We start from the raw sequence: 20,795 nt of genomic DNA, 5'->3' as shown, positions 1-20,795 counted from the left end.
CTCCGTTTAAGTGTTTAATATAACGAAATATTCACGTAAAACCGAGTAACTTTTTAAACGGCTGTTCATAAACAAAGCACTCCTAATAAAGCGTCATGCTCCCTTCCCCTGCGGACGCTATATTCAGGATGTCTACTGACAAAAGAGAATAACCAAATGGGAGCAGCAAAGGCCTAAGCCTCATACAACTCTAACGGCAAATCGTCGGGATCACTGAAGAAGGTGTATTTTTTGCCCGTATATTCGTCTATACGAACAGGTTCGGTGGCCACCCCATGCTCTGCTAGATAAGCCACGGTGTCTTCTACCGACGAGACATAAAACGCCAAATGCCTAAGACCCTGAGCTTCTGGGTAACTTGGGCGCTTGGGTCGATCAGGAAAGGAAAACAGCTCAATTTGATTACCGTTGGGCAATTTTAAATCCAATTTGAATGAATCACGGGCTTCTCGATAATTTTCAGCAATGATCTCAAGCCCTAAGATAGACACATAGAAATGCTTCGAAACCGCGTAGTTCGAACAAATAATAGCAACGTGGTGAATGCCCTTTATCATGAATGCACTCTCAATAATTCAACGCATTGGCGTTACAATAAGATTCGATAATCTGCGATCAGCTGGCTTACTAAGTCGCCGTCTTCATCCCGAGCCTCTATCCTTACTATGCTTTTATAGTGACCGCTTGGGCGCTTATTGGGTGTTTCATCAAAACGGGCGGTAACCGTCACATCACTGTGCGCGGCTTTAGGGTAACTCACATTTCCCTCTTTTATCGCGACTTTATCACCTAGCGAATTTTGCTCCGCCCAAACCCCAACTAAATACCAGCCTGCGATCACCAAGGCAGAATACTGGCTACCCGCGAATACCGTGTTTTTGTCATTTTGATTACCGTCGTACGGGAGAAAAAAGGCGGCGGTTACGCCATTGCAGTGTTTTAATTCTATGCCTAATTTCTCTAATGGTGGAATCGCATCAAGATTCATTATTTCGTGTTACCTAAGGCGTTTTCAAAAGAGTAAGATCACATAAACAGCGTTTTTAAAAACTCATGCCCATTCTAACGTAGGGAATATCCCCTTTGTAAAAACGCTCACCGATCACATTGAAGCCAAATCGGCTATAAAAACCAGTTACCGACTCTCGTGCATCAAACCACATATTGTTGACGCCCTTAGCGGAAAGCTCCTTCAAGATATGATTAACGACCGTGGTTCCGATTCCATTTCCTTGATGAGTTTCCAGTGTTGCAAACTTTCTCAAGCGCGCTGATTGACCATCAATAAACACCGACGCAACACACACCAATTCATCCTGAACCAACACACCAAAGTGATCTCCACTCTCGTCTTCTTTAACGTGGCAAAACTCCGGTGGTTTATCTGGCCACAGAACCTTATGTCGAATAGGAATTGTGTCTTGCCAAGCGATTTTTTTGATTTCCATTTGAAATGAATGTTCCTCTACCAACATAAACTCTAATTTACGAAAACATTATAAGAAATACGCTTTTGTATTCGAGTGCACATGTTCGCTATTGATCAGTTCGCTTTCGGACATCCAAACCATATCTGAATGCTGAGAATCGTTCTTCACTTTGTTTTGAGAGTCCATCTTCACGTTATAGCCTAACGCGACATAGTGCGTATTTACTCCGTCTGTCGCATTAAAATTATCGTCGTATATATGATCGAAAGCGCCAATCATTTCAGCATGATGAAGGTCAATTTCGAAGCCAAGTTCAACAAGTGAAATTCTCTGCATTGCTGCCTTCAATGTCTCATTTTTACGAATTCTTCCGCCCGGTACAAACCAAAACCCTTCGGCGGGTTTATTTACCCGTTTACCCAGTAAAATGTGCCCTTCTGAATTTCGCAAAATAATATCAATGGAAACCAATGGCGTGTTGTCGATAATCTCTAAAAACTTATCTGCATTCATTGTTTATACTACAACCTAAAATGTACAAAAGTGCCGCTATTCTAACCTGTGGCCCAAGATTCAATAAACCAACATCTAACATCTGCTCGTTTAAATTAAAATGGTGCTTTCCGTTTGTTTTAGACAGCAAGCCCTGTTGCTTTAGAAACCACCTTTCTCGCTACAGGCACAATGATCGCTGCGGCTGGAAATCCGACACCGAATCCAACGCCCCACGCTCTCATCCATAAATGAAGAAAGCCATCAACAAACCCAACGTTTAAAGCAAGCATTGCGAAGGACATGAAAAAACTCATTCCAACGGAAATGATTACTCCCATCATAATACCTGCGTACTTAGGACTAACTTTCATCGATTATGCCTCTCCCACTTTGTAAATTGATATTTGATTGAACGTCGAACACTGCGATCAGCAAGAATGAACGGCTACGACGGATACCATACGCTGGGCGCTTGTATTAAATCAATCCGTAACAGGGCGTGCATCATCTAAAACAGCACCCAAAAACAAGAAAATTATGGACAAGAAATATGAAAATATCGAAGAGCCGTTCTAAAAAGGAGAAATGTCACGGCCCTATTCGACGGGCAGTGACATTGCGTTACGATCCAGCGGACTGTTGATGTGGCTAACATATATCAAAAAATCAGGGCGATACTTATTATTCTCAATGGCTTCGCAAACACGTTGAATGCTGGTTGAATCAAGCCCATCAAACGGTTCATCCAGTAACATCAATCCAGACTTTCTAAGCAGCGCTCTACCTAGGGCGATTCGGCGCGCTTGTCCGCCAGATACATCTCGACCTTGATTGCCTAACAAAGTATCGAGGCCATTTGGTAGGCTTTCTAACCACTCCCCTAACCCCAGAATATTCAGTACTTCTATCAACTCTTGATCTGTCGCATTTGGCGCACCTAATCTTAAATTAGAAGACAGGCTTTGCTGAAAAATTATAGGATTTTGAGGTAAATATGCGACTTGTTTGTACCAATTTTGATTAGAGGTAATGCTCACCTCGTTATCGTCTATGAATAGACTTCCACTGAATGGCAAATCACCCGCTAACGCCGCAAGAAGCGTGGATTTCCCTGCGCCACTTTTTCCTACGATTCGTAAGCTCTGGGTTAATTCTATCTCTGCACTCACACCCTTCAAATCACTTTGACATGCACCTTGCTGGTAACGTCCGATCAGGTTATCAAATCGTATTGTTTCCCCAAGTTTACAGACCGTTGCTCTTTCACCGTGGTCATGCAGAGCGATCTGATTTAACCGTCTTAGCCCGACTTTGGACTGGCCTTGAGCGATAAACGCATTAGACAACGGCTGCAATAACTCATTGACCGCAAGCATCGCTAGCAATAAGGCAACTAACCACGTTGCCTGCACACCTTCGTCCAAAATCAGCACGTCATTTTTATAAGCTAATACCTGAATCAACGTCACTGCCATTAACGCAAACGTCGTACACTGAGAAAGGTATTTGGTTATACTGCTTGTTTTTTGTATATAGGCTTGTAGCGCTTTTTGACGAAGATCGAGCGTTTTTAATTTACTCGCGTAACCTGCCCAGTTTCCTCGAATGGTCAAGGTAATTAAAGCCCCAAAGACACTCATGAAACGCGCTCGTCGATGGGTCGACAAAGCTTGCATTTTGAACACCGCCACGGAACAAAGACGATGCGCAAGCCAAGGCAGAAAAACCAACTGCAATGCGGAATAAAGCAACACCCAAGGCCAGAGTGACGGCACAATAAATGCGCTGAGTGTTGCTAAAGCAATACACCCTAAGAAGGCATATAACCACGGCATAGCCACAGCAAGAGGCCATTTAATAATTTGATCTAGATCGCCAATTAATCGCTGTAAGAGATCGCCCTTTGTTTGCTTATTTAGGTCAATAAAAGGAAGGCTTTGACGCTGATCCCACACCCATAAACGCAGTGTTCGAAGCAACCCCAATAGATGATCATGGGAAAAAACTTGCTCGCCATAGCGGCCTGCGGTTCGTAATATGGCCATTAGACGCACAAGTGCACCGGGTGTAAGAAAGTCGAACGTTAACGCTGTTCCAACCACAGCTGCAAGACCCGCCGCAGATAAGAACCAGCCAGAAATGCCCAATAAGGCCACCGCAGCCAAGCTGGCAATTGCGCCAATAGAGGCCGCAACAATTAGACCGAAAGGGTTTTGAAAGAGTAACGACTTAAACGTAAGAACGTTTGATTTGCGCTTTGGCATGCACGCCTTCCTTTGTTAAAGTCCAAAATGTATCTGCCCAAAAAACGGGGTGCGTATCATGACTGATAATCAACATAGTTTTACCGTGAGACACATCGTCTATGGTGTTGAGCACATGTTCCGCTGTGTCTTCGTCTAACCCTGAGCAAGGTTCATCAAGCAACCATATATCTGCTTGCGTCAACAACGCGCGGGCAATGGATAAGCGCTGCATTTGCCCGCCTGACAAGCCCGTGCCTGCTTCTGTAATGGTCGAGTCCAATCCGTACTTCAATGTCAGCACAAAATCCCAACATTTGGCTTGTATCAAAGCTTCCCTTAACGCTGCTTCAGTGCAACGCCCAATCCCCAATTCTAAATTTTGACGAATCGTGCCTTGCACCCATTCAGGTTTTTGAGGAATCCACGCTAATCGATTACGCCATTGCGACAAATTCGTAGCGGTTAATTCACCACCTGCTACTTTAAGGCTACCTTCATACTGTTGCTCAAAGCCCAGTAGAATAGTCATCAAGCTGGATTTACCAATGCCCGATTCCCCTTTAAGCCAGACACGCTCCCCTTCGTGGATAGAACCCGTAAAAGGCGCTAGGCGCTGTCGTCCAGCCTGCTCCCACCCCATGTGCCTCATCACAATCAAAGCATCGCTTTCAAACGTGGGATACATAATTTGGTCATTGCCGTTCGCTTCTTCAGAAAGGGAGCTCTCTGGTTTGTGGAACGCTGCTGTGTGTGAATCTGCTTTAACATTAAAGAGATCAATCAAGTCCGTCGACGCTGCTTCGGCTTTTTGTTTAGCATGATAGTCGCTGCCTAACTGGCGAAGCGGCAAGTAAAACTCAGGAGCAAGTAATAATAAGAAGAATGCTTCGCTCAAGGTTACTGGAGACGACCCCACCGACCAAGGCAGCTGCTCCAGTAGGCCTAACCCTAAATACAAAGCAACCATCGCAATCGACACGGACGCAAACAACTCTAATGTTCCCGTCGACAAAAAAGCGAGTCTCAATACGCCCATGGTCGTTTTTTGATAGCGCTCAGCGCTGTCTGAAAGACGATTACGCGCCGTCGTCGTTTGGCCAAGGCGGTTTAATTCAGCGAGCCCTTGGTTTAAATCACTGAATTGGTTCGAAAGCAGAGACAATACTTTAAATTGCTTTCTATTGGCTTGCGCCGCTTTGTGCCCGACCAAAATCATAAATAATATGACTAAGGGCGCAGTCAACATAAAGATGCCAAACGCGATCCAAGACACCCAAACGACGCTCGCCAAAATGACACAAGGAATCACCGCGACTAAAAATGCCTGAGGTTTGTACCGAGTAAAAAAGTCATCTAACGCATCAATTTGTTCGTAGACACGCGTTGATAATGCAGCGTCTTCCTCAATTTGATGTCTTTTAGGGCCTAAATCTGCGAGATGTGAAAGTGCTTTTTGCCGTAATGAAAAACGAATGTTGCGACTTGCCGATGCGCTGAGCACGTCGCGAAAATACTGTGCAGAAATTCTAAGTAAGAACCCGACCCCCGCCAACACCAACATTTGAAGATCGGCAACGGCGTTTAATACAAGATCAGAAAAAACGAAGGCCAGTCCAAAAGCTTGTAAGACGATCCCCACAGCAATGAGTATGCCTAACAGGTTAACCGTTCTATAGGTCGCTTTCTCAGGTTGAGCAAGGTCCTTCAGAAACAAACGCTCTGGCGTGAGAACACGTCCAGAACGTTTGTCGGCCTTGTTACTTTTGGCATTGGCCTTAATCATATTTTATTCCTGAGGCTCGCCTTCGTAGCCTTTAAAATCAAGCCATACTGCGTTGATTATGCCAAAGGAACAAGCCAGTAACACTCCTAAAACCCAAGCAAAGTACCACATAATATATCTCCAATTAGAGGACTAAGTGGCGTGTCGTTACACCCCACTTGTCACCGTATAATTTCGTTATCGTAATGCTATTCTCTGACGTACATTGTGAATCACAGTTTAGTACAGAGAATGCTTGTTTTTAGCGATGTGTTCTTTGGTTAAACGGCCAAACATCACAATGTAACTCCATAATGTATAAGCCAATACGATCGGTACAAAGATGCAGGCCACAACGAACATGATCATCATAGTGGTTTCACTTGATGTCGCATCCCACATCGTCAAACTCATATTAGGGAAAGAAGACGAAGGCATTAGGAATGGGAACATAGAGCCGCCCGCTGTCACGATAATGCCCGCGATGCCCAAAGAAGAGAATAAGAACGCAGTTCCTCCTTTGCCTGCTTTGGCGGACAATGCAGCCACCAGCATACCTGCTATACCCAAGATAGGCGCTAACATCAGTGCAGGCACTTTCTCGTAATTAGCAAGCCAAGCGCCTTCTTGAATTTCAGCGGTTTTCATTAACGGTGTCATTGCCGCATTGCCGTCCACCATACTGGTTAGGACATAGCCATCAATACCCAACGCCAACCAAACTCCCGCTAGTACAAAGAGAAGCGCAGCCAATACACCTGATACTAATGTGCCCAACGCAGCGCGGTTATGCAGACTTCCTTCGGTTTTCATTAGCAGCCATGCACCGCCTTGCGTCATGATCATCAGCAAGCTAACCAAACCACATAGAATGGCGAATGGGTTTAACAAGCCGAAAAATGAGCCGGTATATGTCACGTGCATGTATTTATCAAACTCAAAAGGTACGCCTTGTAAAAGGTTACCAAACGCGACACCGAAAATGATTGGAGGCACTGCTGAGCCGAAGCCAATACCCCAATCCCATGCACTACGCCACGTTTTGTCTTCCAATTTTGAGCGATAATCAAACCCAATTGGTCGGAAAAACAAGGCCGCTAATGTCAGGATCATCGCAAAGTAGAAGCCTGAGAAAGACGTTGCATAAACCATTGGCCATGCCGCGAACAATGCACCACCTGCTGTAATCAACCACACCTGATTACCGTCCCAATGAGGCGCAATTGAGTTGATCATGATACGGCGTTCGCTGTCTTCTTTCGACAAGATGTTCAGCCAAGAACCGACCCCCATATCAAACCCATCGGTGACAGCAAAACCAATCAGCAGAACGCCAACCAGTACCCACCAAATGACTTTTAGAATTTCGTAATCCATCTTATACCCCTTGAGCTGGTGTTTGTGCTTGTAGTTGCTCAGTCTCTTTTTCCAGCGCATAGCGACCGGTATGCAAGCTGGATGGACCTTGTTTCGCAAAGCGAATCATTAGGTACATTTCTGCAACTAGGAAGACGGTGTATAACAAGGTCATTAGACCCATAGACAGCCAGATTTCACCTGCGGTCAGGTTTGACGCAGCCACATTTACCGGTAATACCTCACCAATCGCCCAAGGCTGACGACCATATTCGGCAACAAACCAACCTGTTTCGCAGGCAATCCAAGGCAAAGGTAAAGTGAATAAACAGGCCTTAAGGAAGAAAGAGTTTGTACCGATTTTGCGACGAGCGTTTTGGTAAAATGCGATTGCAAACACCAATAACATTAAGAAACCACATGCCACCATAATACGGAAAGCGAAGAACAAAGGCGCGACTCGTGGGATAGAGAAATCCACAGCCATATCGATCTGCTCTGAAGTAACGTTATTCATGTTCTCCGTAAAAGCGGTGACCAACAGACCATAACCGAGGTCGTCTTTCACCTTCTCAAAGTTCTCTTTTACTAGCGGATCTTGCGAACCATCACGAAGCTCTTCAAGCAACTGGTTAGCGTAAATACCATTGATAATACGCTGACGATTGTGCTCTTTAAGCTCTTTAATACCCATGACTTCTTGATCAAGCGAACGCGTTGCAATCAAGCCCATCAAGCCCGGCACTCGCAGAGCAAACTCTGTTTCTTCAAGCTCTTGATTAGGAAAACCGATAACAGTGAATGGCGCTGGCGCTTCGTGAGTTTCCCATTCGGCCTCTACAGCTGCCAATTTCACACGTTGTACTTCACCTAGCTCATAGCCGGATTCGTCCCCAAGAATGATCACACTCAGACACGCTGCTAAACCGAACGCTGAGGCAATAGCAAATGAACGACGAGCAAAGGCAAGATCACGATTTTTAAGCAGGTAATAACTGGAAATAGCCAAGACAAACACAGCACCGGTTACGTAACCCGCTGACACAGTATGAACAAATTTCACCTGAGCCACTGGATTAAATAACAACGCGCCAAAATCGACCAACTCCATTCGCATTGTTTCGTAGTTGAACTCTGAACCCACTGGATTCTGCATCCAACCGTTGGCAATCAAAATCCAAAGTGCAGACAAGTTAGACCCTAATGCAACGCCCCATGTTACAAATAAGTGTTTCACTCTGCTTAGGCGATCCCAACCAAAGAAGAACAAGCCTACTAAAGTCGATTCTAAAAAGAATGCCATCAAACCTTCGATTGCCAACGGCGCTCCGAAGATGTCGCCAACATAATGCGAGTAGTAAGACCAGTTTGTTCCGAATTGAAATTCCATCGTCAAACCGGTTGTAACACCCAGTGCGAAGTTAATACCAAACAACTTGCCCCAGAATTTAACCATGTCTTTATAAACTTGCTTGCCCGTTATGACATATACAGACTCCATAATCGCAAGAAGAAAAGACATGCCCAAGGTCAGAGGTACAAACAAAAAGTGGTACATGGCCGTTAGAGCGAACTGTAACCTTGACAGATCTACGACTGCTTCGTTAATCATGATCTCAACCCATGTTATACGTAAATGAAAGGCGTTTTATCTGGCACTAATAAAACCATGTAATGGCTTTCTTTATGCTCTTGTTATTCAACCGCCACACCATTAAACCTCGTCCATCGAGGTCTAATATAAGTACGCATTATGGGTAAGGACTTAGAAAAGAGTATTGCGTTAGATCAAGAAACCCAGTGCAGTCTGCACTCATCGAGCAAGATGATGGCTATTTATTGATCTAAGTCATATTTTTGTGGATAGAAAAAATAGGGATGTTTAAAGGTTCAAAGAGCGCAATTCTCAAAAGTAAAATTAACTTCTGAGCCTATTACGCCCTTCTTCCTTAGCTTGATAGAGTCGTTCATCTGCTCGTGCGATGGCCTGCGGTAACGAATCATCGGCAGAAAGCTGCGTTAAACCTGCGCTTAACGTGATGGATACGGCTTGTTCGCCGACATCAAACGACGTGTGTTCAACATGTTTCAGCATATCTTGTATAAGGCGAATACTTTTTCTCTTCTTACTGTTTAACAAAATAAGTAAGAACTCTTCTCCACCCCAACGACAAACAATATCCTCTTTATGCAGCCAGTCTTTCATCAGACTCACCACACCCGAAATCACACTGTCGCCCGCTTGGTGCCCGAAATTATCGTTCACCTTTTTAAAATGATCAATATCGACCAATACCAGTGACATTGCTTCGTGCTTTTTATTTGACGAAACAACAGCTCGATGAAACAAAACATCCAATGCCTGACGATTCACAGCACCGGTTAGGTGATCATAGCGTGCCATTCGTTCGAGCTTATTGTTGTATCCACGAGTAACCCAATACACAAAGGCCAGAATAATTAAACTGACGCCCACAGAAAGTGCTAAATTGATGACCAGCGCTTGTTCTATCTCTTCGGTGTCTACGTCCTCGATTTGTTCTACAACCAGATGCCAATCAAACTCAGGAATGTAACGACTGTTTAAAAATACGGTTTTTCCATGCTCGGTTTGAAACGAAAAGGAGTTTGAGTCCATCTTGACCAAAGAAGAAAATGCGTGCTCGTACAACGCTTTATTATCATCTCGAAAAGGAAAATCATCCTGATGTATCTCATTAAACATCATCTCACCGATACCGTCGATAAAGTAAACGTTACGACCATATTGCGTATCAAAGTATTCAATAAGAGATTCGACTAAGTTTAATGACAAACCAACGCCAATGACTCCCATAAACGTACCGAGATTATCCACAACTCGATAGTTAACAAACACCGTAACACGTTGCGTATTTGCGGTATCGTGGTCGATATTTATGATACTGGGCTGAGACGATGATTTTGATTGGAAGTACCAATCATCACGTGGGTCTTCCTCAGAAATCGTTTTCAACACGCCTGAGCTATGGTAGTACTTTCGTGTTTGTTCAGAGATAAAAAATGCCGTTATGGTGTCGTATTCCGTCTGAATTTTTTTAAGATAATTCACCATTTTAGACGGTGTTTTTTCTCCCTCAAAATACCAATCTTGGACAAACGAATCATTGGCCATGAAAGACGAGATTAATGTAGATTGCAGAAAATCACGTTGAATTTCAGAATAGATGTTATCGCTTGAGAGAGGAAGAATCTGGCTACTCACATGTTCATACACAGAGCTTTTTGCATAAAAGTAACTTGTCAAACTGGTTGCAGCACAACCCAATAATACAATTACACCGATCGCAGCGGCGTTTAAACGTTTTCTTATCATAGAGCAGCACAACAATTGAATCGGTAACAACAGCGGAATAACTAGGAAAGAGCCGATTCTCTGGCTAATTAATAGCCATTAATGCCCAGTTATTAAATTTCAAAAAACTAGAATATGCAGATAAATTGTAACGAAAGAGAATAAAATAACAAGAAATAACTGAACTTAAACACTTTAGACATTTATATGAAAATTGATCATGAAACAAATAGCAGCATTTGAGTAACGACATATAAATTAGAGCGTCGTTTTACAGCAAGCAATAATGCTTTGTTAACGCTATTCTTTATCGTGGGGTGCATGAATATCACTAAGTAAGGACGTATTTATGAATATACAATTTTCAGAATCTATTTCAGAGGAAGACGATACTCACTTGTTTCATTGGCGAGATCAGGTTTTTCCAATTGAAAGCAAAGGCATCAAATGGTCGCAACCCACTTGGCACCTATTAGCGGCCAACGAAGGTGAACAACCATCAGCGCACCTTGGATACGGATTCTACTCGATCAAGTTAGATGGCTATCAAAGGGTAACTGTGGTTGGTGTTGGTGATGTCGTGGTACGACCTGAAGCTCAAGGTAAAAGGATCCCCTCTTTGCTTTTCGACTATTTGCATCACTCCGAACACGCCACCAGCCTCACGGAAACGTTTGCATTGTTTTGCCCACATCGTCTCGAAAGTTACTATCAACAACATGGTTATAAGCGATTTGAGGGTTGCGTATCCTTTTTTCAAAATAACATCGCAACAAGCACCGATAAGTTCGTCTTAATGTACCGCGGCAAACCTTTTGCGGGCAGAGCCATCGCCATTGAATGCGAGCCTTGGTAAAGACGCGATTTTTAATAATGATTGTTTTATAAACAACCATTATTTGTGAACAGTGGTCGCCTTTACATACATAACGCCAACCTGAACTTCCGTGACTTCTACTTTCGCTCCCATACCAAGTTCGCTCTCACTTATTACTTTCCAGATCACGCCAGAATATTGATAAGTACCCGGTTCTGCTGGACCGATATCGGAATCCAAAACGAACGTATGCCCAACGAAATCACTTTTTACCGGAGCATGGTCTACTTTTCCCTGCATTTTTTTGAATGGAAGCCACAACACGGCACCCAATATTGCACTTAATATCGCAATAGCAAGAATGGATGCAGTCCATGTATAAGGCACGATATCCACATACACCATGAGCGATGTAATGATCATGGCCACACCCACAAAAAACAGCACAAACGTACTGAAACCAAGAACCAATATTTCGGTCACTAACAGTGCAATCCCCATAATAGCGAGGGTTTGAACAAGGTATTCGTTAAGAAAGTCCATCAGTTTTTCACGTTCAATTTGTTAATAATACTCGTCGCTTGCGCAACAAGTGATGCAGCGTCAGTCGCACTATCAGGCAGAATAACCATGGACGACTCTTTAGCAATCGATTTCTTCGCATCGATCGCTTTCGAAGCGAGATCAAGCTGAATCGCCTTTTGGCCCTCTTCGGTATTAGCCGCTTCACCCACTTTATGCAAAGCTTCAGCCTGAGCGTTTGCGACGGCAATAATAGCTTGCGCCTCACCTTCCGCTCGAAGAACCTGTTCCGATTTTTCACCTTCAGCAGCAAGTACGACTGCTTGCTTCTCACCTTCTGCACGGTTAATAGCGGCTTGACGATCACCTTCTGATTCCAAAATTTGCGCACGTTTCACACGCTCTGCTTTCATCTGCGCTTCCATCGCTTCCATAACAGATTGAGGGGGAATGATGTCTTTGATCTCATAGCGGAGAACTTGAATGCCCCAAGGGCTTGATGCTTCGTTTATCGCTGAAACGATATTGGTATTAAGTTGGTCACGCTCTTCAAAAGTTTTATCCAGTTCCATCTTACCAAGCTCAGAACGCATGGTAGTTTGCGCAAGCTGGGTAACGGCGAATACATATCGCTCAACACCGTATGTCGCTTTGTAAGGATCAAGAACACGAAAATAGAGAACGCCGTCAACGGTAAGTGAAATGTTGTCTCGTGTAATTGCACTTTGGGAAGGGACATCTACGGCTTGCTCTTTTAGTGAACGGTCGGCTGCGATTTTATCAATAAAAGGCACAATGAAGTTTAAGCCAGCTTCTTTAGTGGATTGATATTTGCCAAAACGCTCAACCAAAAAAGCTCTATTCTGAGGGACAAACTTAATAGAAAGTTTTAGCAACACCACCACAAAAATAAGCAGAAAGACCGGAATGGTCGCGACATAATCAAAGATAAAATCCAGCTCTTCCATTTCTTTATATCCTGTAATTTAAACATGAATTGAAACATTGCTAATGAACGACCTTTAACCAGTATAGACTCACTACAATATCACTCACATTGTCATTGAAATCATGTTGAGTTCCGGTCAATTGTCTTTAAAAGCGATACTACACGCTTGATTAAGCAAAGCAAGGAACTTCAAAATCCTCCCAAAGTCCCTTTTTAAACGCTTTCACCCTTTACTGTTACTCGATGTAATTTTCGAGGTGCATCCCCGTAGTCTGTCACAGCGAAGTGCTGGGTTACTCTGTTATCCCATATCGCCACAGATCTAGGTTGCCAAGAAAACCGAACATGAAACTCCTCCCGTCGAGCAACCGTGAATAGCTCGGATAGCAACGCTTCACCTTCTTCTACATTTAATCTATTTATATGGCGTGTAAACTGCTCGTTGATAAACAGGACTTCTTCTTGTGTTTCTGGATGAATGTATCGTAAAGGATGGAAGACAGGGGGATATTGGTCACTCTTTTTATCTACAATGCTTTCTCCCTGATCAGTCGTTTTATCGTAACGGCTGCCTTTAAACGCGTGCAACTGGTGACAAGCGCTTAATTCCTTCAAGTATTGTTTTCGGGAGTCAGACAAACTATCCCAAACTGCGGCCATCGAGCACCACAAAGTATCTCCGCCACTTTCAGGTACATATTGCGCATGCAAAATAGAACATTTGGGTGGAATACTTTGAAACGTCATGTCCGTATGCCAAAAACTTTCGCCCGGAGGGTTGCCTCGGCTAGTTTCGATCACAACGATTTGAGGGTGCGAACTTACATGAGGAAAAAATGGATGCGGAGGCTCTAATGCACCAAAGCGCTTACCTAACGCCAAATGCTGATCAGGAGTTAATTCTTGGTCTCGAAAGAACAGAACCTTATGCTTTAAAAAAGCCGAGTAAAGCTGATCAAACTCCCGATCGGATACAGAGTGAAGCTGTAGCTCAGATATTTCGGCGCCAATATGCCGACTCAATGGCGTGATTTTCATAAATGCCTTTCAACGCTAAATCAAACGGTGATAGTTATGATCATAGCGGAAAGACAAAGTTCCTTCTAAAACAGTCGTATTTTTCTTATTGTGCTGTTTTGTGTTTACAAGACTTTTAATTCTGATTGGCTTTGATTTCTGGCCATGCATAGCCGGCAACCTTGCTTGTAGAAAGTTTTAACGAAATAAAACTGTCGGCAAAAGCAACCGCAATACGAACACCGTCCAAAACAGGAACACCGATACCGCTTTGCAAGCGTTCAACCCAGTGACTCATTCCCCCGCAGCCCAGCACCAGTGCGTCTCCTTTGTATTCATTTAATACCTTACTCGCAGCGCGTTTTACAATGTCGTAGCTTTGTTGGTCGCTTTCAAGAGAGAGAACAGGCAAACCCGATGCGTATACGCCACCACTTCGATTTGCCAAACCATAGTGACTTAGATTGCGTTCCAGAATCGAAACGGATCGCTCTAACGTCGTCATAACAACAAAACGCTGGCTCACAAAGCTTGCTGCGTGCATGGCGGCCTCTCCGATACCTATAACAGGAGAAGCGGTTATCTCACGAGCTGCGTCTAACCCTGTGTCATCAAAGCATGCTATGACATAGGCTTTCGGCGGCACCTCAGAACTTTCAAGCTCTCGAATCTTTTCTAACAGATGATACGCTGCCTGAGCGCCATCGCTGTGGCCTTCTATGCTTGCAGGGCTATTTGAGCATTCATACCATTGAGTCTCATTATGAAGAATGAGGTTCACACACGATGACTGCATTTGCTGAGTCATGGTGTGTGATGAATTCGGGTTTATAATCGCAATCGTCATCGGCTTATCCTTATCCTATTGGGCATTCATTGCCCTGCTCAATACACGGCGGTTTTGAAACGTGTTAATTCCCTTGATGCTTTGGTTTTCTGTTTAACTGCTTTAGCAGAACTAAAGTGAGTAAAATAACGCAAAGTGAGACTAAAGTCGTCACGGTTCCTAACGCATACAGCACGGGCGAGGTCACATTGGTCGTCATCGCGAACAGCTCTAGAGGCAAGGTATTTAATGCCCCCGATGTCATTAAGGTACGAGCGAATTCGTCGTAGCTTAACGTGAATCCAAATAACCCAATGCCCATCAAACTGGGGGCTAACAAAGGTAAGAGAATTAAACGAAAGGTTTGTAAAGTAGTTGCCCCTAAATCGGCCGAGGCCATTTCATAGCTGGGGTTAAACCGATTAAATACCGCAAACATGATGAGCAGACCGAACGGCAATGTCCACGTTAAGTGAGAGCCAAAACCAGAACTAAACCAATTAGGCGTCAACCCAAAACGATCAAACATCAACCCAATCCCCAGACTGACTAATATCGAAGGCAATATCAGGCTGGCCAACGTGAGATAAAACACCGTACTGCTTCCAACAAAGCGCTTACGAAACGCAAGGCCTGCAAGTAATGAAAACACAACCGTGCAGATCATGACCATCACACCCAACGCCAAAGATCGCAACAACGCGCTGGTAAAATCCCCAACCGCTTGGCGTTCAAACAGTTGAGCATACCAATGCAGTGAACTGCCTCGCATTGGAAACGTTAATCCGCCGTTTTCCCCCTGAAATGACAAAATCGCAATCGTGATATTTGGGCCGTACAAAAACAACAAAAACACAATGAAAAACGCCCCTAAAAAATAGAAACTCATCGGCCTTTTATCCACGCTATAACTCCTTACGCACATCAACGAGTCTAAATAGAATCATCAGCATCATTAGCACCGTAATCAAAAGTACAATGGCGCCCGCGGCTGCCGCGGGGTATTGAAGCAGCGAAATCTCGTTATAAATTAAGGTCGCCACATTCGCTTTTATGCCGCCTCCCATAATTTTTACGGTAATAAAATCGCCCATTACCAATGTAAAAACAAAGATACTCCCCACCATAATTCCCGATTTAGACAAAGGAACAATAATGTCTTTTAAAATTTGCCACGGTGCGGCTCCTGCGTCTAACGCTGCTTCTACAAGGTTGCGGTCGATCCGCATCATGCTGTTAAAAATAGGAACCACCATAAACATGGTATACAAATGAATGTAGGCCAAAACAATGGCAAAATCGCTATAGAGCAGCCAATCCAGAGGTTGGTCTATCAAACCACTGGATTGTAAGGATGAATTAACCAGACCATTTCGACCTAATAAGGGAATCCACGAAATCATGCGAATGATATTGGAAGTGAAAAAAGGCACGGTACAAAGAAGAAACAATACGGTCTGGGTTTTCTGGCTGCGTACGTGAAACGCCAAAAAGTAGGCAAGGGTAAAACCAATCAAAAAAGTAAAAAGCCAAGAGAGAAATGCGTACTTGAACGTCTGCAAATAGGCTTTTAATGTTACTTTTGACGTGAGCAAGAATTCGTAATTCTCTAGAATAAAATCCGGTATTAATGAATATTCGTTATAGTCCCAAAAACTCACCACCAAAATAACGCAAATAGGAAACACTAAAAAACCAAGCAATATGAGCGTTAGCGGTAATGCTTGCCAGTAACTGTGTATTTGTCTCGACAACATCATGGTCTATTTACTTACCTTATAAAATTGAGGACATCCCTATCCTCTCTTTCCCTTTAAGAAACGATAAACTCGTTCCACTTCCTAACCATGTATTTGTTTTCGTCCATGACGGAGTTCCAACACGAAACGGCTCCCATGCGATCCCAATACGATCCTCCGTCACGCACGGCACCGGCTTTTTCCATCAAATTGCCATCAGGCCCTAAAATTGCGCCTTGTGCAGGCTTACCTTCAATCCAGAATCCCCATTCATCCGGTGTCATATAGTCTTTCGATGTTGAAGGCGCTGCACTGTAGTAACCTTGACGGTTTAGGTACGCTCCGACCCAACCCGACAAATACCAATCAATGTATTCATACGCGGCTTCTAACTCCAAGCCCGATAAATGAGACGCTAAACCTAAGCCGCCACCCCAAGCTCGATATCCTTCTTTTAAAGGCTGATACGCACACTGAATACCACGACCTCGAACTGCTGCAACCGCGGGCGACCACATACTTTGAATCACTACTTCACCTGACGCCATGAGATTGACTGACTCGTCAAAGGATTTCCAAAAGGCACGAAATTGTCCTTGTTGCTTCGCAGCGATCAAGATTTCGATGGTCTTATCTATTTCTTCACGCGTCATATTGCCTTTATCAGCGTACTTAATTTCTCCCATCGCTTCACAGATCATTGCAGCATCCATAATGCCAATAGAAGGGATATTCAGTATGGAGGTTTTTCCTTTAAACGCAGGATCCATAATATCTGCCCAAGTGGTGATTGGGCGCCCCACCAAATCAGGACGAATCCCCAAAGTATCAGCGTTGTAGATCGTAGGAATCAACGTCATCCAATTCGTTTGCTCTGTAGCGAATCGTTTAGAATCTTTCGATTCGACAAAACCAACGGTATGAGGTGCAGTGCCTTGGGCAATAGTAGAATCAGGAGCCAGCTTACCGTTTATAAATAACGGAGAGATTTTACTGAAGTTCTTTAACTTGCTCGTATCCAGCGGCTGCATCACACCAGAAGGAAAAACCTTTTTACAGATCCAGTATTCGATATCAGCAATATCGTATGAGTTCGGTTGCGTGACCGCACGCTGCGTCACACTGTCTGAATCAAGCGATGTCAGTTGCAAATTAAAGCCTAAGTCTTCCTTACATTTATCGGCAATGGCATTTAGGTTAGACACGCCTGTACCAAACTGACGAAGAGTAATGTTTTTTATGTTTTGCGCCCAAATCATTGGGAAGCCAGAAATCGCCCCCGCAGCAACACCGGCTTTGGCTGCGCCTTTTAATAACCCGCGACGACTCACAGATGGAGACTTGAGATCCGTCTCGACAGAAGAAGAGTTGTCCTGATTTACTTGATCAATGACCATTTTGTCTTTCATTTTTTGTCTCCATTGAGGTTAACTAACAACGAAACGTATTGATCCGCTCTTGGGACCAATACAGGTAAAGAGATTTACCGGAGGATATCAAATGGACGTCGAAGGATTCTTCGGGTAGATAGCAGGTAACGCTTTGACTGTCTTCCAGAACACATTCCACAAGATAAAATTGAGCTTGAAACTCTGTACCAATCACTTCTGCTTTCACTGCGACGTCTTTATCTGATCGGGGCTGAGTCGTGATGTGATCTGCCCTCACCGAGAATGAGGTATTCGCCTCTAAAAGCGGATCATCCGAATCTGAACCAGCGCTCCAGCTTAAAAACTCAAGGGAACCCGATGCTTTAAGAACGTTGTGCCCACCAATAAAATTGGCCACAAATGGCGTGTTTGGAGACTCAAAAATGGCTCTGGGTGAGCCCACTTGCTCAATTTTGCCGCGAGACATAACAATCGCTTGATCCGCTAAAGCGAATGCCTCTTCTTGAGAATGGGTAACGTGAATAAAAGTGAGGCCGAGTTTTTGCTGAAGCTGCTTTAGCTCTTTTCGCATTTGTATTCTAAGGAATGGATCCAGAGCAGACAGCGGCTCGTCTAAGAGCACAACATCTGGCTTACAAATTAACGCTCTTGCTAAAGCAATTCGTTGTTGTTGGCCTCCCGAAAGCTGGTCGGGAAACTTATTGGCATGTTCCGCCATGTTCACAAGGCCTAGCATTGCGTCCGCTTGCTCGTACCGATCTACTTTGCTGACACCTGTTACTTTTAATCCATATGCAACGTTATCTAGACAGCTCATATGAGGAAACAGCGCGTAGTCTTGAAACATCATGGCGGTGCCACGTTGTCGTGGCGTCAATCTTGTTACATTTCGATCGTTTAATAAAATGTCGCCTTCCGTGACGGCTTCATGACCTGCAATCATCCGTAACGTCGTGCTTTTACCGCAACCGCTTGGCCCAAGCAGACAGCAGTAACTCCCCTTGTCGACCTTAACATTAATCGCATCAACGACTGAGATCTGATCATAAACCTTCGTTGTCTGCACTAACTCTATCGAACCTGACATACCTCAGAATCCTAAATAATTATCCATAAATTGTTAGCAATCTTGATTAACCTATTTGCAAATGCGATGCCATTTCTATTAGAAGCTTGATTAGACAGGTCTGGAGGAAGTTTATAAGTACCGAAAAAGATCCCTTATAGAGTAGATAAAACACATTAAATTAGTGCATTTTTAAACATTATGATCAAAACAAGTGCACTTTGGGCATTTGGCGTACAAAAAGAGCTTATGCTAACCTCAATAGAAATATTGCTAACAATCGTAATTTATTATGTCTAATAAAAAAGAAATTGAAATTCAAAGACTCGTGCAAGCGATCAGCAATGCCGTTGCTGAACAACGACTTCCGCCGGGGACACGATTGGTCGAAGCAGAGTTGGTTGCACGCCTAAAAGCCAATAGAAACCACGTCCGTTCCGCCCTAAAACGGTTAGAACTTGAGCGTATCGTATCGATCGTTCCCAACAAAGGCGCCAGCATTTCACAACCTTCGGTTGAAGAAGCCAGAGAAGTCTTTACAGCTCGATCCATTGTTGAACGCGGCATCATTGAGATACTGAGTGAAAAGTGCCGCAAATTGGACATCGCGATTCTAAAGAAGCAACTCAAAGCGGAGCTCGCTGCGATCCAAAACAACAAACGAGAGCAGATCATTAAGGAATCAGGTGAATTTCACCTTCTTTTAGCACGGCTCGCGGGCAACTCCGTCCTTGCAGACATGCTGCAAAACCTCATTACACGAAGTTCGCTCATAATTTCTCTCTATCAAATTGAAGCGGGAGAATTATGTGGCTGTGATGACCATAAAAACATTGTACAAGCACTCGAAAACAGCGATATAAACGCCGCCATTCTCTATATGAAACAACATTTAGCTGATATTGAAAGTCACTTAAAACTGGATTTTTGGGAGAACAAAAAAGTCGATATGGAGAACGTATTCAGAGAAAGCGAACCATAAAGACTGACTTCCCTAATATTTACAAAGTTACACGCTGGCGGTTAGCCGATTTCGTCCTTATGATGTTTTGAATACGTTTCATATCAAAAACGCATAATGTAGGGACTGTAAACGTGGAGATTGATCATGTATTCATCGCGACCCCATCTCGCGAAGAAGCCAACGCCTTTTTCAACTTAGGGTTTAATGAAACTCAAGGACGCCGCCATGCAGGCCAAGGCACAAAAAATCGAATCGTTCGATTCAACAATGTGTTTCTCGAATTTTTATATCTCGTAGACGAACATGAAGCAACCAGCTCCGCAACTTCAAGAACTCAGCTTTATCAACGATTGACTCCATCGAGACACCCGACGGTTTCTCCATTTGGCGTGTGCTTTAGACCGTCTATTAACAGCTTTTCATTTACGATGGAATGTTGGGATTACAAACCCAGCTATTTACCAAATGGCGTTTCGATTCCCGTTAGCACACGTGGCGTAAACGAGCCGATGTGGTTCTTTTTGAGCTTTGGCAAAGCACCGAGTAACACACTAAACAACGACGATTCGCTTATCCACAAGAACGGCGCAGAACACGTAACGAACGTCCAACTTCACTGTGCTCATTTTTCAGACGAAACAAAAAGAACGCTTAGTGACATTGATCAGCTAACACTCCTAGAAACGCAAAGGATAGAAGATCAGATAGAAGAAAGTCACTCACCGAATGTACTGCCAAACATCCACCTTTTAGAACTTGAACTGGATCATGGGCGACAAGGAAAAACCTATGATCTACGCCCAAATCTTCCATTAATTGTTTCCATTTAAAACGCTATAAATAAAAAAGCAGGGCTAAAAGCCCTGCTTTTTTGCTCCTAC

At 43.8% G+C, this 20,795-nt stretch carries 22 protein-coding genes; 3 read left to right on the top strand and 19 right to left on the bottom strand.

All coding sequences use genetic code 11. The features are described 5' to 3' along the window. Positions 1 to 173: 173 nt before the first annotated feature. From gloA2 to DFP79_RS02715, 11 genes are all read right to left on the bottom strand, one after another. Positions 174 to 557, bottom strand: coding sequence for an SMU1112c/YaeR family gloxylase I-like metalloprotein (gene gloA2, locus DFP79_RS02765; RefSeq protein ID WP_133502428.1), 384 nt, complete (start codon positions 555 to 557; stop codon positions 174 to 176). Positions 558 to 589: 32 nt separating this feature from the next. After that, positions 590 to 988 carry a YiiD C-terminal domain-containing protein gene (locus tag DFP79_RS02760; protein WP_133502427.1) on the bottom strand — a complete coding sequence of 133 codons (399 nt, stop codon included), beginning with the start codon at positions 986 to 988 and terminating at the stop codon, positions 590 to 592. 55 nt (positions 989 to 1,043) lie between these two features. Further along, entirely contained in the window at positions 1,044 to 1,448 is a 405-nt protein-coding gene (locus tag DFP79_RS02755) for a GNAT family N-acetyltransferase (RefSeq protein WP_133502426.1), read from the bottom strand. A gap of 48 nt (positions 1,449 to 1,496) precedes the next feature. After that, positions 1,497 to 1,943, bottom strand: a complete 447-nt coding sequence (locus tag DFP79_RS02750; RefSeq protein WP_133502425.1) for a GDP-mannose mannosyl hydrolase — start codon at positions 1,941 to 1,943, stop codon at positions 1,497 to 1,499. A 119-nt stretch (positions 1,944 to 2,062) separates the two neighbouring features. Continuing rightward, entirely contained in the window at positions 2,063 to 2,296 is a 234-nt protein-coding gene (locus DFP79_RS02745; protein WP_133502424.1) for a DUF2798 domain-containing protein, read from the bottom strand. A 225-nt stretch (positions 2,297 to 2,521) separates the two neighbouring features. After that, on the bottom strand, positions 2,522 to 4,189 hold the full coding sequence (locus DFP79_RS02740) for an amino acid ABC transporter ATP-binding/permease protein (protein WP_133502423.1): 1,668 nt from the start codon (positions 4,187 to 4,189) through the stop codon (positions 2,522 to 2,524). Beyond that, the gene (cydD, locus tag DFP79_RS02735; RefSeq protein ID WP_133502422.1) at positions 4,155 to 5,954 is read right to left on the bottom strand and encodes a thiol reductant ABC exporter subunit CydD; all 1,800 of its coding nucleotides are present in this window, start codon (positions 5,952 to 5,954) and stop codon (positions 4,155 to 4,157) included. The genes DFP79_RS02740 and cydD overlap by 35 nt, the downstream gene beginning before the upstream one ends. Before the next feature lie 3 nt (positions 5,955 to 5,957). After that, a complete protein-coding gene (cydX, locus tag DFP79_RS02730) occupies positions 5,958 to 6,065 on the bottom strand; it encodes a cytochrome bd-I oxidase subunit CydX (protein ID WP_133502421.1) in 108 nt (35 codons plus the stop codon). A gap of 108 nt (positions 6,066 to 6,173) precedes the next feature. After that, a complete protein-coding gene (cydB, locus tag DFP79_RS02725; RefSeq protein WP_133502420.1) occupies positions 6,174 to 7,310 on the bottom strand; it encodes a cytochrome d ubiquinol oxidase subunit II in 1,137 nt (378 codons plus the stop codon). 1 nt (position 7,311) lies between these two features. Then, positions 7,312 to 8,901, bottom strand: a complete 1,590-nt coding sequence (locus tag DFP79_RS02720; protein ID WP_133502419.1) for a cytochrome ubiquinol oxidase subunit I — start codon at positions 8,899 to 8,901, stop codon at positions 7,312 to 7,314. 306 nt (positions 8,902 to 9,207) lie between these two features. Next, positions 9,208 to 10,644, bottom strand: a complete 1,437-nt coding sequence (locus DFP79_RS02715; RefSeq protein ID WP_133502418.1) for a sensor domain-containing diguanylate cyclase — start codon at positions 10,642 to 10,644, stop codon at positions 9,208 to 9,210. Positions 10,645 to 10,972: 328 nt separating this feature from the next. On the opposite strand from DFP79_RS02715, the gene DFP79_RS02710 reads away from it, so the two are divergent. Beyond that, positions 10,973 to 11,479 carry a GNAT family N-acetyltransferase gene (locus DFP79_RS02710; protein WP_133502417.1) on the top strand — a complete coding sequence of 169 codons (507 nt, stop codon included), beginning with the start codon at positions 10,973 to 10,975 and terminating at the stop codon, positions 11,477 to 11,479. Between the two features lie 39 nt (positions 11,480 to 11,518). Here the strand turns inward: DFP79_RS02710 and DFP79_RS02705 are convergent, their stop codons facing one another. The 8 genes from DFP79_RS02705 to DFP79_RS02670 form a co-directional block, all read right to left on the bottom strand. Continuing rightward, positions 11,519 to 11,983 carry an NfeD family protein gene (locus DFP79_RS02705; protein ID WP_133502416.1) on the bottom strand — a complete coding sequence of 155 codons (465 nt, stop codon included), beginning with the start codon at positions 11,981 to 11,983 and terminating at the stop codon, positions 11,519 to 11,521. Further along, on the bottom strand, positions 11,983 to 12,930 hold the full coding sequence (locus tag DFP79_RS02700) for an SPFH domain-containing protein (RefSeq protein ID WP_133502415.1): 948 nt from the start codon (positions 12,928 to 12,930) through the stop codon (positions 11,983 to 11,985). Before DFP79_RS02700 ends, DFP79_RS02705 begins: the two co-directional genes overlap by 1 nt. A gap of 194 nt (positions 12,931 to 13,124) precedes the next feature. Continuing rightward, on the bottom strand, positions 13,125 to 13,949 hold the full coding sequence (locus DFP79_RS02695; protein WP_133502414.1) for a TauD/TfdA dioxygenase family protein: 825 nt from the start codon (positions 13,947 to 13,949) through the stop codon (positions 13,125 to 13,127). A gap of 115 nt (positions 13,950 to 14,064) precedes the next feature. After that, a complete protein-coding gene (locus tag DFP79_RS02690; protein WP_133502413.1) occupies positions 14,065 to 14,775 on the bottom strand; it encodes an aspartate/glutamate racemase family protein in 711 nt (236 codons plus the stop codon). A 64-nt stretch (positions 14,776 to 14,839) separates the two neighbouring features. After that, positions 14,840 to 15,658, bottom strand: coding sequence for an ABC transporter permease (locus DFP79_RS02685; RefSeq protein WP_208111383.1), 819 nt, complete (start codon positions 15,656 to 15,658; stop codon positions 14,840 to 14,842). A gap of 1 nt (position 15,659) precedes the next feature. Continuing rightward, entirely contained in the window at positions 15,660 to 16,514 is an 855-nt protein-coding gene (locus DFP79_RS02680) for an ABC transporter permease (protein WP_133502411.1), read from the bottom strand. Between the two features lie 53 nt (positions 16,515 to 16,567). Then, complete coding sequence (locus tag DFP79_RS02675; protein ID WP_133502410.1) at positions 16,568 to 17,902, bottom strand: ABC transporter substrate-binding protein; 1,335 nt, start codon at positions 17,900 to 17,902, stop codon at positions 16,568 to 16,570. A gap of 22 nt (positions 17,903 to 17,924) precedes the next feature. Continuing rightward, positions 17,925 to 18,971 (bottom strand): ABC transporter ATP-binding protein, encoded by a 1,047-nt coding sequence (locus DFP79_RS02670; protein WP_133502409.1) that lies wholly within the window; start codon positions 18,969 to 18,971, stop codon positions 17,925 to 17,927. Positions 18,972 to 19,242: 271 nt separating this feature from the next. Here DFP79_RS02670 and DFP79_RS02665 point away from each other — a divergent pair, with 271 nt between their 5' ends. Both DFP79_RS02665 and DFP79_RS02660 read left to right on the top strand, forming a co-directional pair. Further along, positions 19,243 to 19,932, top strand: a complete 690-nt coding sequence (locus DFP79_RS02665) for a GntR family transcriptional regulator (RefSeq protein WP_133502408.1) — start codon at positions 19,243 to 19,245, stop codon at positions 19,930 to 19,932. Between the two features lie 113 nt (positions 19,933 to 20,045). Further along, positions 20,046 to 20,744 (top strand): VOC family protein, encoded by a 699-nt coding sequence (locus DFP79_RS02660; RefSeq protein ID WP_166637623.1) that lies wholly within the window; start codon positions 20,046 to 20,048, stop codon positions 20,742 to 20,744. Positions 20,745 to 20,795: the final 51 nt, after the last annotated feature.

It is taken from the genome of Marinomonas balearica (genome assembly GCF_004362145.1).
Taxonomy (GTDB): domain Bacteria; phylum Pseudomonadota; class Gammaproteobacteria; order Pseudomonadales; family Marinomonadaceae; genus Marinomonas; species Marinomonas balearica.
Note: the sequence above shows the minus strand (reverse complement) of the source record. Positions and strands in the feature narration are given on the sequence as shown.